8 protein-coding genes and 4 pseudogenes are annotated in these 13,463 nt (G+C 73.4%); 8 read left to right on the forward strand and 4 right to left on the reverse strand.

Annotation, left to right across the window (positions count from 1 at the left end; all coding sequences use genetic code 11):
- Positions 1-220 precede the first annotated feature (220 nt).
- The 4 genes from BM536_RS02095 to BM536_RS02110 all read left to right on the forward strand — a co-directional run bounded on the left by BM536_RS02095 (position 221) and on the right by BM536_RS02110 (position 3,855).
- Positions 221-2,665: a SpoIIE family protein phosphatase gene (locus BM536_RS02095; protein ID WP_170109870.1), complete on the forward strand. Its 2,445-nt coding sequence runs from the start codon at positions 221-223 to the stop codon at positions 2,663-2,665.
- 62 nt (positions 2,666-2,727) lie between these two features.
- On the forward strand, positions 2,728-3,099 hold the full coding sequence (locus tag BM536_RS02100) for a DUF6479 family protein (protein ID WP_211362805.1): 372 nt from the start codon (positions 2,728-2,730) through the stop codon (positions 3,097-3,099).
- Between the two features lie 28 nt (positions 3,100-3,127).
- On the forward strand, positions 3,128-3,313 hold the full coding sequence (locus BM536_RS02105; RefSeq protein ID WP_073493688.1) for a hypothetical protein: 186 nt from the start codon (positions 3,128-3,130) through the stop codon (positions 3,311-3,313).
- 41 nt (positions 3,314-3,354) lie between these two features.
- A complete protein-coding gene (locus BM536_RS02110; protein ID WP_073493686.1) occupies positions 3,355-3,855 on the forward strand; it encodes a metallophosphoesterase family protein in 501 nt (166 codons plus the stop codon).
- 25 nt (positions 3,856-3,880) lie between these two features.
- On the opposite strand, the pseudogene BM536_RS02115 reads toward BM536_RS02110, so the two are convergent.
- A pseudogene (locus BM536_RS02115) lies at positions 3,881-4,976 on the reverse strand (XdhC family protein).
- A gap of 188 nt (positions 4,977-5,164) precedes the next feature.
- Here BM536_RS02115 and BM536_RS02120 point away from each other — a divergent pair.
- Both BM536_RS02120 and BM536_RS02125 read left to right on the forward strand, forming a co-directional pair.
- On the forward strand, positions 5,165-7,123 hold the full coding sequence (locus BM536_RS02120) for an elongation factor G (protein ID WP_073493684.1): 1,959 nt from the start codon (positions 5,165-5,167) through the stop codon (positions 7,121-7,123).
- Positions 7,124-7,218: 95 nt separating this feature from the next.
- Positions 7,219-9,089 (forward strand): annotated as a pseudogene (locus tag BM536_RS02125) (endoglycosylceramidase).
- Positions 9,090-9,146: 57 nt separating this feature from the next.
- On the opposite strand, the gene BM536_RS02130 reads toward BM536_RS02125, so the two are convergent.
- Entirely contained in the window at positions 9,147-10,403 is a 1,257-nt protein-coding gene (locus BM536_RS02130) for a YncE family protein (protein WP_073493682.1), read from the reverse strand.
- Between the two features lie 151 nt (positions 10,404-10,554).
- Between BM536_RS02130 and BM536_RS02135 the strand changes: the two are divergent.
- Positions 10,555-11,221, forward strand: a pseudogene (locus BM536_RS02135) (TetR/AcrR family transcriptional regulator).
- 16 nt (positions 11,222-11,237) lie between these two features.
- On the opposite strand, the pseudogene BM536_RS02140 reads toward BM536_RS02135, so the two are convergent.
- Positions 11,238-12,450, reverse strand: a pseudogene (locus tag BM536_RS02140) (glycosyltransferase).
- 164 nt (positions 12,451-12,614) lie between these two features.
- On the reverse strand, positions 12,615-12,980 hold the full coding sequence (locus BM536_RS02145) for a nuclear transport factor 2 family protein (RefSeq protein ID WP_073493680.1): 366 nt from the start codon (positions 12,978-12,980) through the stop codon (positions 12,615-12,617).
- Between the two features lie 171 nt (positions 12,981-13,151).
- On the opposite strand from BM536_RS02145, the gene BM536_RS02150 reads away from it, so the two are divergent.
- The gene (locus BM536_RS02150; protein ID WP_094102427.1) at positions 13,152-13,451 is read left to right on the forward strand and encodes a hypothetical protein; all 300 of its coding nucleotides are present in this window, start codon (positions 13,152-13,154) and stop codon (positions 13,449-13,451) included.
- Positions 13,452-13,463 lie beyond the last annotated feature (12 nt).

The following is a 13,463-nucleotide window of genomic DNA, read 5'->3' on the forward strand; positions in this document are numbered from 1 at the left end:
ACTGCGTCGGGCCGGGTGGGCACGCACTGCGTCGGGCCGGGTGGGCACGGCACCGCGTCGGGCCGGGCGGTCGCAGGCGAGTGGTTCGGCGCGGGAGGGCGAACGGGCCACCCACGCCCGACGACCAGCCCGCCCGGCAAGGCGTCGCGTCGTACCCCGCCGACAGCGCACGCCGTCGCAAGGGCTGCGGGAACGTCTTATTAGCGCTGTAATTACGGTCGTGGTCAGTCAGGGTGCGGCGGAGCGCAAGGCGAGAGCCCTGCGTGTCGAGGTTGCCCTGAAGACGGTCACGGGCGGGCCCGCCTCGGCCGAGCGGATGCGGCGCGTTCTCGAGCAGGCGCTGGTCTTCTCGAGCGCGAGCCTGGCCGCCGTCTACACACCCGGCGACGGCGGCGACCTGCTCTGCCTGATCGAGTCGGCGGGCGTCCCCAGGACGCTGTACGGGCTGCGCGAGAGCTACCCCGTCGACGGCCGTTCCCCCGCCGCCGACGCCCACCGCTGCGGGGCGTCCCTGTGGCTGGGGCCCGAGCAGCTCGCCGACGGCCCGGAGTCGCGGCGGATGCCCGGAGACGTCCACCTGGCCGCACTGCCCGTACGCGACGGCGACGGCGGCTGTCTGCTCGCCGTCAGCGAGAGCTCCGGCGGCTTCGACGCCGACGACCGGGCCTGTCTGGAACTCGTCGCCGAGGCCGTCTCGCTGCCCGCTCCCACCGAACCCGACGAGGCGGAGGAAGTGCGCGCCAACTCCTTCAGCCTGGCCATGGACACCGGTCGCGTCGAGGTCGGCGACGAGATCCTGGAGCTGTTCGGCCTGCGCGGGGACGAGTTCGACGGCCGGGTCGAGACCCTGCTCGGGCACACCGTCCCGGACGACCTGCCCTCGCTGATGTCCGTGGTCGAGGCCGACCACATGTCGATCGGCGAACGCGAGCTGGAGTTCCGGGTGCTGCGGGCCGGCGGCGGCCCGCACCGCTGGCTGAGGCTGCGCGGCCGTCTCCTGCCCGGGGGCGAGGGCCACCCGGCGCGTCTCGTCGGCACCGTCGCCGACGTCTCCACGCTGCGGTCCGGCGTCACCGACGTGGCCCGCGTGCAGCGCCTGGCCGCCGCCCTCGCCACCGCCGGCACGGTCCGTGACGTCAGTCAGGCCGTCGTCTCCGCGCTGCGCCTCCCGCTGCGGGCCGACCGGATCGCGCTGGCCGAGCTGGAGAACGAACGCCTCGTCGTCACCGTCCTGGACCCGCCCGAACCCGAGTCCTGGCCCGAGCTGTGGCGGCTGGAGTGGCGCACCGAGTGGCCGGACGCGCCGGTGCGCACCATGCCCACCCTCGCCGCCGCCCTGCGCGAGGGGCGGGCCCGGATCTGGCCCGCCGGCTCCGCCCTGGAACCGGCCCTCGCCGACGTCGGCCCCGGCGGCCTGGCCGTCCTGCCGCTGTCCGCGGGGGGCCGCATGGCCGGGGCCTGCCTGATCGGCTGGGACACCCCGCACGACTTCGGGCCCGACGAACGCGCCCTGCTCACCGCCTCCGCCGGACTCGTCGGCCAGGCCCTGATGCGCGCCCACGCCTTCGACGCCGAGCACGAACTCGTCGGCATGCTCCAGCGCCAGCTGCTGCCCCGCAGGCTGCCGAAACTCCCCGGCGCGGTCGCCGTCGCCCGCTATCTGCCGGCCACCGCGGGGCTGGAGGTCGGCGGCGACTGGTACGACGTGATCCCGCTGCCCGACAACCACGTGGCCCTCGTCATCGGCGACGTCCAGGGCCACAGCACCGGCGCCGCCACCCTGATGGGCCAGATGCGCACCGCCCTGCGCGCCTACGCCGCCGAGGGACATCCGCCGGACGTGGTGGTCTCGCACTCCAACCGGCTCCTGATGGAACTGGAGACCGACCTCTTCGCGACCTGTTGCTACGTCGAGGTCGACATGGAGGCGGGCACCGCCTGGTGCGTACGCGCCGGGCACCCTCCGCCGGTGCTGCGTCACCCGGACGGCGCAACGGAGATCGCCGAGTCCGACGGCGGCCCCCCGCTCGGCGTCGTCACCCAGGCCGACTTCCCGATGACCCCGCTGCGGCTGGTGCCCGGCACCGTCATCGCCCTGACCACGGACGGGCTCGTGGAGTCCGCGGAGATGGACATCGACACCGGACTGGACCGGCTCGCGCACGAGCTGTCCGTCTCCGACCCCGCCCACCTGGGTCTGGTCGCCGACGCCCTGCTCGGCAACGCCCACCGCGGCGACGACGTCGCCCTGCTCCTGATGCGCTACGACGGCATGGCCGTACGCCCCCTGCGCGAGGGCTGGACGGTGTGGCGGGTCCCCGAGGCAGCCCGGCACGCGCGCCGCTTCACCCGGCGCAGCCTGCGCGCCTGGGGTGTGCCGGTGGACGCCATGGACGCGGCCCTGCTGGTCGTCTCCGAACTCGTCACCAACGCCCTCGTGCACACCGAGGGCCCGGTCCGCCTCGACCTGACCCTGGTCGGCCACCGGCTGCGCGTCTCCGTCACCGACAACTCGCCCCGCTCGCCCGTCAAACCGACCAGCCTGGGCTGGGAGGCCACCGGCGGACGCGGCATCCTCCTGGTCGAGGCCATGTCCGACACCTGGGGAACGCTGCCGGTCAGCGGCGGCAAACAGGTGTGGAGCGAACTGACGCTGGAGGGATGAGCCGAGAGAGCGAGCCGGGGGAGCGCGGGTGTCCCCGGGCGCGCGCCGGGTACACGGCGTCCATGGACACCTTTGCCACCACCGTTCTGGCGGCCTCCGGCAGGTCCGCTCTGGCCACCGTCGCCTTCGTCGTCGTCGGCGTCGCGCTCGTCGGCGGTCTGATCTGGGCCTTCCGGCTCGGCGCCAAGATCCGCAGCCGTGAGCCCGCGCCGCCGCGTCCCGAGGAACAGCCCCGCAGGCCCGCGTCGGGCCCGGTGGGCGAGAGCCACGGCGCGCGCGAGCCCAACGAGATGCCGCGGCCGGAGGACGGCGAACGCCTCACCGCGCACGAGCTGCGGCCCACCGGCAGCCGCGAGAGCGACGACCAGAGCCGCCCCCGCTGGAACCAGGAGTCCGGCGGCTCGTTCGGCAGTGGCGGCCCCGGTGCCCGCTGACCGTGACGGAGAAGGGCGATGAACGACCGTGACGACCTCGCATCTGGAGGAGAAACCGACCGCGCGCCGGCCCGAGTCGGGCTGGGCCAGGGCACGCAGGCTGCGCGGCGCCAAAGCCGCGCCGCGCACCTGGATACCGGCCGTGGAGATCCCCGGGACCGCGCCCGCGACGCGGTTCGGCACGGAAGGCAACATCGTCCGGGGTGAGGACTGAACACGCCCGGGCCGATCGTCCCGCCGCCGTACCCTGAGGGCGTGCGCCTGCTGCTCATGTCCGACACCCACCTCCCCAAGCGCGCCAAGGCGCTGCCCGAGCCGCTGCTGGAGGCGCTCCCCGAGGCCGATGTCGTCGTGCACGCGGGGGACTGGGTCGACACGGACACCCTCGACCTGCTGGAGCGCCGCAGCCGTCGGCTCCTCGGCGTGTACGGCAACAACGACGGCCCCGGACTGCGCGCCCGCCTCCCCGAGGTCGCGTACGCCGACCTCGGCGGGCTCCGCTTCGGCGTGATCCACGAGACCGGCCCCGCGCAGGGCCGGGAGGCCCGCTGCGCCGCCCGCTTCCCCGATCTCGACGTCCTGGTCTTCGGCCACAGCCACATCCCGTGGGACACCACCGCGCCCGGCGGGCTGCGCCTGCTCAACCCGGGCTCCCCGACCGACCGCAGGCGCCAGCCGCACTGCACCTACCTGACGGCCGCGGTGGAGGCGGGCCGGCTGACGGACGTCGTCTTGCACCGCCTGCCGCCCCGCTGAGGCGCGCGGGCCGACGCGCGGGCCGTCAGGAGGGGTGGATCGCCCCGGTGGTGACCGTCAGCGGCGCCCCGCTGCCGCCCCAGCGCAGCGCGACGATCTCGGCGGCCACGGACACGGCCACCTCCTCCGGGGTGCGCGCCCCCAGGTCGAGTCCCACCGGTGAGCGCAGCCGGGACAGTTCACCCTCGGTCAGCCCCGCCTCGACGAGCCGGCGCCTGCGCTCGTCATGGGTACGGCGGCTGCCCATCGCCCCGATGTACGCGGCCGGCCGGCGCAGCGCGACCTCCAGCAGCGGCACGTCGAACTTCGGGTCGTGGGTCAGCACGCAGATCACCGTGCGGCCGTCGGTGTCCGCCTCGCGCAGGTAGCGGTGCGGCCACTCCACGACCACCTCCACGCCCGCCGGGAAGCGGCGCGGGGTGGCGAACGCGGGCCGCGCGTCGCACACCGTGACCCGGTAGCCGAGGAAGTCCCCGATCCGGGCGACGGCCGCCGCGTGGTCGATCGCCCCGAACACCAGCATGCGCGGCGGCGGCGCGAACGAGTGCAGGAACACCTCCACGGCGTCCTCGCGCCGCTGACGCCCGGCCCGTAGTGCCGTACGCCGGTGGCGCCCAGGGCGAGTTCGCCGCGCGCGTCGGCGGCGACCGCCGCGTCCAGGCCGCCCGTGCCCAGCGTGCCGCGGGTCCGCTCCGGCCAGACCGCGAGCGTGGCCCCGCGCCGGGCGGGCCCGTCCACCACCGTGGCGACGGCCACCGGCCCGCCCGCCGCGACCGATGCGGCGACCGCCCCGAACGACGGGTCCAGGGCGGGCGTGACGCGCCGTACCAGCACGGTGATCTCGCCGCCGCAGGTCAGTCCGGCCGCGAAGGCGTCGTCGTCGCTGTAGCCGAAGGTCTCCAGCCGGGCCTCGCCGCTCGCGACGGCCTCCCGCGCCAGCTCGAACACCGCGCCCTCCACACACCCCCCGGACACGCTGCCCACGACCTCGTCGTCCGGTCCGACCGCCATGGCGCGCCCGGATCGCGCGGCGCACTGCGGCTGACCGCGACCACGGTGGCGAGCCCGAACGGCTCACCGGCCGCGTACCAGTCCCTCAGCACCGGGAGAATCTCGCGCACGCTCGGCTCCTCTCCGCCGGTCCGGCCACCGCCCGCACCCGGACGGGCCCTAATTCCGTTGCCGCCGCTCCCGCCCGTCTGCTGCACTGCACGAGACCCGTCACCGAAGGATCCAGGAGCACCGATGCGAGCAGCGTTCATGTCCCCCCAGGAAGGAATCGCCCCCACTCCGAAGGACATGACGCTTCGTGCACCTGCTCAACCTCGGGATCCTCGCCCACGTCGACGCCGGTAAGACCAGTCTCACCGAGCGGCTGCTGCACTCCGTCGGGGTCACCGACGAGATCGGCAGTGTCGACGCCGGGAGTACCCACACCGACACCCTCGCACTCGAACGGCGGCGGGGCATCACCATCAAGGCGGCCGTCGTCTCCTTCCCGGTCGACGACGTCACCGTCAACCTGATCGACACCCCGGGCCACCCCGACTTCATCGCCGAGGTGGAACGCGCCCTCGGCGTGCTCGACGGCGCCGTCCTCGTCGTCTCGGCGGTGGAGGGCGTCCAGGCGCAGACCCGCGTCCTGATGCGGACCCTGCGGCGGCTGCGGATCCCCACGCTGGTCTTCGTCAACAAGACCGACCGGCGCGGCGCCCGCCACCAGGGCGTCCTGCGCGAGCTGACCGGCCGGCTGTCCGTGCCGGTCGTCCCGATGGGCACGGTCACGGGCCTCGGCACGCGGGAGGCGGCGTTCCGGCCGGCCCCTCCCGCCCCCGACGTCCTCGCCGACCACGACGACGACCTCCTCGCCGCGTACGTCGGCGGATCGCTCACCCCGGAGCGCCTGCGGGCCGCCCTCGCCGACCAGACCCGCCGGACCCTCGTCCACCCCGTCTTCTTCGGCTCGGCCGCGACCGGCGCGGGCGTCCCCGAGCTGATCGCCGGCATCAGGGACCTGCTGCCCACGGCCGGCGGGGACCCCGATGGCCCGCTCTGCGGGACCGTCTTCAAGGTGGAACGGGGGCCGGCGGGGGAGAAGATCGCCTACGCGCGCCTCTTCTCCGGGACCCTGCGCACCCGCGACCGCGTCCCCTTCGGCGGCCGGGAGGGCAAGGTCACCGCGATCAGCGTCTTCGACCACGGCAGCGACGTACGGCGGGAGAGCGCCACTGCGGGCCGGATCGCCCGGCTGTGGGGCCTGCCCGAGGTCAGGATCGGCGACAGCCTCGGCGTCCCGCGCACCGGACCCGGCCAGGTCTTCGCGCCGCCCACCCTGGAGACGGTCGTGGTGCCGGGCCCAGGCACCGACCGCCGCTCGCTGCACCTCGCGCTCACGCGTCTGGCCGAGCAGGACCCGCTGATCGGCCTGCGCCACGACGAGATCCGTCAGGAGGTCTCCGTGTCGCTCTACGGGGAGGTGCAGAAGGAGGTCGTCCGGGCCACCCTCGCCGACGAGTACGGCCTCACGGTCGCCTTCCGTGGGACGACACCGCTGTGCGTCGAACGGCCGGCCGGCACGGGAGCGGCCGCCGAGTTCATCAAGAAGGGCGCCAACCCCTTCCTCGCCACCGTCGGCCTGCGCGTCGCCCCCGCCCCGCCGGGCGCGGGCGTCACCTTCTCGCTGGAGGTGGAGCTGGGCTCGATGCCGTACGCCTTCTTCAAGGCGGTCGAGGACACCGTCCGCGAGACGCTCGGCCAGGGGCTGCGCGGCTGGCGGGTCACCGACGTGGCGGTCACCATGACGCACGGCGGCTACTGGCCCCGCCAGAGCCACGCCCACCAGGGCTTCGACAAGAGCATGTCCAGCACGGGGTACGACTTCCGGGGGCTGACCCCGCTGGTCCTGACCGAGGCGCTGCGGCGGGCCGGGACACGGGTCCACGAGCCGATGCACCGCTTCCGGATCGAGGCCCCGGCGGACACCCTCGGCGGGCTGCTGCCGGTGCTGGCCGCGCTGCGGGCCGTACCGCGCACCACCCGGACCCAGGGCGCGCTGTGCGTGCTGGAGGGCGCGGTCCCGGCCGCCCGGGTGCACTCCCTGGAGCAGCGGCTGCCGGGGCTGACGCGGGGCGAGGGCGAGCTGGAGAGCACCTTCGACCACTACGCGCCCGTCGTCGAGGGCACGGTCCCCGAGCGCCCGCGCACCGACCACAACCCGCTCGACCGCAAGGAGTACCTGCTGAACGTGGCGGGCCGGACGGGCGGTTGAGACGGGCACCGGGCCCGTCGAGGTGACGGTCAGTCAACTTACTCGTGGGTCAGAAGGTATTGACGGTGTCCGGAAATGGCCGGACTGTAGTGGACATGCCGAATATTCGGGCACGTCTGCTCGCTGTTCTGGTCGTCCTCTGCGGACTCTGCGGATTCCTGACGGTGGCGGGCACCCCGGCCGCCACCGCCGCCCCCCTCCCCGACTCCCTCCCGTTCGACGGCACCGCGCTCACCGTGTCCGGTGGCCGCTTCATGGACGGCACCGGCCGCGAGGTGGTGCTGCGCGGCTACAACGTCTCCGGCGAGACCAAGCTCGCCGAGAACAAGGGCCTGCCCTTCGCCTCGGTCGCCGACGCCAGGAAGTCGGCGACGCCCTGCGCGCCCTCGGCGGCGGCAACTCCGTGCGCTTCCTGCTCTCCTGGGCATACGCCGAACCCGTGCGTGGCCAGGTCGACACCGGCTACCTGGACGCCGCCACCGACCAGATGCGCGCCTTCCTCGACGCCGGCATCCGCGTCTACCCCGACTTCCACCAGGACCTCTACTCCCGCTGGCTGTTCGACCCCGACAGCTGGTACACGGGCGACGGCGCCCCCCGGTGGGCGGTGGAGCTGGGCGACTACCCCGACGAGTCCTGCGGCATCTGCCTCTTCTGGGGCCAGAACATCACCCAGAACGGCGCGGTGAAGGCCGCCCAGCACGACTTCTGGCACAACACCCACGGCCTCCAGGACGCCTTCCTCGCCACCGCCCAGCAGACCATGACGTACGTCCGACAGCACCTGAGCGCCGAGCAGTTCGCCGGCGTCGTCGGCTTCGACCCCTACAACGAGCCCTTCGCCGGCACCTACGACTCCGGCCAGACCAGCCGCACCTGGGAACGCGACCTGCTGTGGCCCTTCTACGTCAGGTTCCGGGCCCGGATGGACGCGGCGGGCTGGCAGGACAAGCCCGCCCTCGTCGAGCCGAACATGTTCTGGAACGCCAACATCGAGTCCCAGAAGCACGTGGGCGGCCTCCTCGACGCGGGCACCCTCGGCTCCCGCTACGTCTTCAACACCCACTTCTACGACCAGAAGGCCATCTCCGCGATCCTGATGTGGGGCAAGGCGGCCGACGGCCAGTACGTCACCGACTTCGGCACCGTCCGTGACCGGGCGGCGGCGGCCGGGACGACCGCCGTGGTCAGCGAGTTCGGCCATCCCCTCGCGGGCACGGTCTCCGACAAGGCGCCGACCGTCCTCAAGGCCATGTACCAGGCCCTCGACTCCCGGGTGAAGGGCGCCGACTGGTGGACCCGCCCGGCCGCCTCCGGACCGGTCCTGTCCGGCAACCAGTGGCAGTGGGACATCTACCACGGACGTCACCACGAGCTGATGAACGGCAACCCCGACAAGGTGCTCACCACCGGCGACGCCTGGAACGACGAGGACCTCTCCGCCGTACGCCTCGACGACACCGGAAGGGCGACGCTCCGCCAGGACGCCCGGCTGCTCGACCGGATCTACCCCGGCGCCACCTCCGGCACGACCCTGGCCTTCACCTACGAGGACCGCTCCCGCGACGGCTCGACCACCCTCACCTGGAACCCGGTGCCGAGTTCGCTGCCCAACGTCGCGCGACTCGTGGGCTCCGGGCAGTACGGGCTGCACGTGTGGCGCTCGGGCAGCGGCTCGGCGCCGACCGAACTGCACCTGCCCGCCTCCTTCCCGGCCGCCTCGACGACCGTGGTCTCCGACCTCGGCACGGTCCACGCGCCGCCCGCGTACACCGCGACCACCCCGGTCGGTGTCGCCGCCGAGCCGGGCGGGACCGGAAGCCGGCGCCTGCTGCTCACCGACACGGACGCGGGCACCCCGCACTACGCCCTGGTGACCAACGGCGCCACCGCCCCGTCCACGGCCCTGCTGACCGCGGCCCGCGGTGAGCTGGCCGCCTGGGCGGCGCAGCGGATCGGCGGGTGACGGCACGCCCGTGCGCCGGGTTTCGCCGCACCCCGGCGCACGGGCGGACGGTCCTGCTCAGCCGGCCGGAGACGTCCAGTCGGCCGCGACATGGCCCAGCCGCACCCGCTGCGGGTGGTCGCCCACCGGCACCGAGACGACCTTGCGGCCGGTGGCGAAGTCGATCGCCGTGATCTGGTCTGACCCGCTCTCGGAGACGACACAGTCCTTGTCGTCACCGCTGACCGTCGCCCAGTAGGGCTTGGAGACGGGGACCAGCGGGCCCTCCTGGAGGGTGGCGCGGTCCACGACGGTCGCGTAGTCGTCCATCGTGCCCGCCACGCACAGCTTGCTGCCGTCCGGCCGCATCGACAGACCGTGGTGCCGGGAGTCGTTGACGAACGTGGTGCGGTCGTCGCTCGTCGCGGGGTTCTCCGGCAGCGTCCTGGTCCGGGTGATCCGGTCCGTGGCGATGTCGTACTCGAAGAACCCGTTGAAGAACGAGACCTGGAAGTACAGCTTGGACTCGTCCGGCGAGAACACGGCCGGGCGCACGGCGTCCGAGTGGTCCGAGAGGCCGATCGCGTCCAGCCGCTGCCGCATGTCGATCGTCTTCACCGGCCGGTACGTCGTGGCGTCGACGACCGTGATGCGCCGGTCGCCCTTCGTCCAGTCCAGCCACGGCGCGTCGAGGGCGGTGTTCACCTCGCCGATGGACATGGTCCAGATGTACTTGCCGTCCTTGGTGAAGATGTTCTCGTGCGGCTTGTCGCCCGTGGCGTACGAACCGAGCTGCCTGCCGGTGTCGATGTCCAGCACGTGGACCGTGTTCGACGTCGAGGCGGAGACCGCGACCCGCTTGCCGTCGGGGGACACGGCCATGTGGTCGGAACGGTAACCCGACACCGGGAAACGCCAGTTGACGGCCCCCGTCGCCACGTCGATCGAGACGACGTCGGCGAAGCTGGGCCGGGAGATCACCACGGAGGTGCCGTCCGGCGTGGAGTACATGTCGTCGACGAACTGGTCGTGGCCCTCGCCGACGCTGTTGCGGATCGTCATGAAGGCGATCCACCGGATCGGATCGGCGTTGATCTCCGCCATCCGCTGGTCCTTGTCGGGGATGACGTTGATCCGGCCGATCTTCGCGTAGTCACCGGTCGACCTGATGACGTCGGCGGTGCCGTCCCAGTTGTTGGCGACCAGCAGCACCTCGCGCAGCGCGGCGGCGTCGGTGGTCGAGGTCGCGGCGGTGGCGACGGCCGTGGGGGCGGTGACGGTCAGGACGAGGGCGGCGGCTAGGGAGCAAAGGTGCCTGGTTCTGAAGGCAGCCATGGCTGCTCTCTCCTCTGGGGGGGGGTAGGAGGTCCCGAATCTGAACACGGGTGCGTTCAGAGTTGACTTACTGGAAAGTAAGGAAGGGGTGCCCTTCGCACAAGACCACGTACACGACAAAATTGAGAGGGAGCACGACGAGGGAGGAACCGTGGCGGGCAGGCTGAGGGCGCCGACCGGCCGATACGCCGGCAAGTCCGCCGAGGAGCGGCAGGCCGAGCGGCGGCGGAGATTCCTGGACGCGGCGCTGCAACTGTTCGGCGACACCCCCGGCTACCGGGGCACGACGGTCGCGGCGCTCAGCGAGGCGGCCGGGCTGTCGACGCGGCAGTTCTACGAGGAGTTCCGCACCCTCGAGGACGTCCTGGCGGCGCTGCACCTCCAGGTCAACGACTGGGCCGAGGCAGCGGTCGTGGCCGCGTTCGCCGCCGCCCGGGAGCTGCCCCTCGCGGAGCGGGTCGCCGCGATCTTCCACGCCTACGCCGGCAATGTCACCGCCGACCCGCGCCGGATCCGCATCACCTTCGTCGAGATCGTCGGCGTCAGCCCCCGCATGGAGGAACAGCGCCTGGCGCGGCGCGCCCGCTGGGTCGAACTCATCTGCGCCGAGGCCACGGCCGCCGCCGACCGGGGCGAGGCCGCCCCCCCGCGACTACCGCCTCCCGGCGACGGCCTTCATCGGCAGCGTCAACGGCCTCCTGCACGACTGGAGCGCGGGCTGGCTGGACGCGACCCTCGACGAGGTCGTGGACGAACTGGTGCGGCAACTGCTGGGCATCCTGCGGCCGGTGGGCTGGGGCCCGGAGCGGTCCCGGTAGCGGCGCCGGCGCGCGGTCACGCCATCCGCCCCACCGCCTCCACCACGCTGCCCACCCCGTCCTCCTCCCGCACCCGCGCCCCCAACTCCCGTGCCCGGTCCGAGAACGCGGACTCCCGGGTGGCCCGCACCAGGGCCGCGGCCAGGGTGTCGGCGGTCAGACGGCGCAGGGGTACGGCCCCCGGGGCCACCCCCGCGGCGACCAGCCGGTCCGCCCAGAACCCCTCGTCGAACTGGACCGGCACCGGCACGGCCGGGACACCGGCCCGCACCCCCGCGGCCGTCGTACCGGCGCCGCAGTGGTGGACGACGGCGGCCATCTCGGGGAAGAGCAGCGAGTGGGGCACCTCGTCGACGGTCAGCATGTCGTCGCCGTCGGCCGCGAGACCGGCCCAGCCCCGCTGGACGACCCCGCGCAGCCCCGCCCGCCGCAGGCCCCGCACGATCTCGCCGCTGAGCCGCCCCGGATCCGGGCACGGTCGCACTGCCCAGGCCGACGAACACCGGCGCCGGGCCCGCGTCCAGGAACTCCCGCACCCCGGCCGGAAGCCGGTCATCACGGTCGTACGGCCACCAGTAGCCGGTGATGTCGAGTTCCGGCCGCCAGTCACGGGGCCGGGGCACCAGCCGCGGGCTGAAACCGTGCAGCACGGGCCCCGCCCGCCGCGCGCCCGCCCGACGGCCGGCGGGCAGCCCGAGCCGGGCGCGGACGGCCGGCAGAGCCGGGGCGAAGACTTGCTCGACGGCCCACTCCACACCGTGCCCGGCGAACCGGTTGGCGACCCCGCCCCAGGAGCCGCCGCCCAGCATCGGCGGCGCGAACTCCCGTGTCGGAGCGACGGGTTGCAGGGCCAGGTCGAGGCTCGGCAGCGACAGCCCGTCGGCGATGACATGCCCGAGCGGCGCCACCGAGGCGGACAGCAGCAGGACGTCACTGGTCCGGGCGGCGGCCACGAGATCGTCCGTCACCCGCCCCACGACCGCCCGCGCCATCCGCGCCACCCGCACCAGCTTGCCCACACCCGTGGAACTGCGGTGCAGCCCCCGCCCCCGCTCCGACTCCAGCTCGGCCCGCGGATCGACCGGCACCGGATGGAAACCCACCCCCGACCCCGTCACCAGCGGTGCGAACCGCTCATGCGTGACCAGCGTGACCTCGTGCCCCGCCGCCACCAGCGCGGACCCCAGCCCGGTGAAGGGAGCCACATCACCCCGGGACCCGGCCGTCATGATCGCCACTCTCACGAGGGCCAGTATGCGACCGCGAGGAACGGGGCGGGACCCTTCGCGGGATGTGCGGTTCGAATCGGGTGGCCTGCTCCCTGTCCTGTCTCGCCCCTCGCGCCTGTCTCGTCACCCTCCGTCCCGCTTGTCCATCTTGTGCCTTACGACTCCTACTCGTCCCACGCCTGGATCATCGTCTGTTCGACGATCTTGCCGTCGCGCAGGGTGATCATCGACTCGGAGAGGACGCGGACGCCGTCCGCGTACGTGCACGACTCGCTGAAGGCGGCGCGGTCGCCCTGGACCACGCAGTCCTCCAGGTGGTGGGTCATGTCGCGGCTGTACACGTCGTCGAGCATTTCGGCGATCCTGTCGCGGCCGCGCAGGACCGTCGGGTGGCTGGGCCGGCTGTTGTGGTCCACGACGCGCATCTGCGCGTCGTCCGCGTACAGCGAGAGCAGTGTCTCCGGTGTACGGCCTTCTACGCCTCTGCGCAAAGTCTCGGTGTCGAAGGCGGAGCCCGTCGCGGTGCCCATGGTGACCTCCTTCGAGGACCGCGGGCCGAGGGGGACGGCCCGGTGGGCCCTCACCCTTAGAGACTCCTCCGCGGGGCCGTGCTCGGCAAGCGCGGACGGCGTGCTGCGCCTGTCGGGTGAGCGCCGCCCCGTACCCGTGACCGCGGGGCGGTCCGGCGCGTTGCTGTAGGCATGATCTCCACTCGTCGCATCGTCGCCGTCGCCGCTCTCGCCGCCGGGGTCACGGGCCTCGCCGCGCCCCTGGCGAGCGCCGCCGAAGCCCCGGCCGTCGGCCGGTTGAACCCGATGACCGCACTCGACTCGCTCACCGAGGCGCAGGTTCCCCCCGGGCAGCGCGGCGAACTGCCGCCGCTCTCGGGCCAGCTGGGCGAGCTGAACAAGGTGCGCCAGCTGCGGCAGCTGAACGAGCTGCAGCAGATCACCGGCCTCGTCGCCCCCGTCACCGGGCTGCTCCCGGCCGTCCACTCCTGACCTCGGCCGTAG

This window comes from Streptomyces phaeoluteigriseus (assembly GCF_001896135.2).
In the GTDB taxonomy this organism is placed as follows: Bacteria; Actinomycetota; Actinomycetes; order Streptomycetales; family Streptomycetaceae; genus Streptomyces; species Streptomyces phaeoluteigriseus.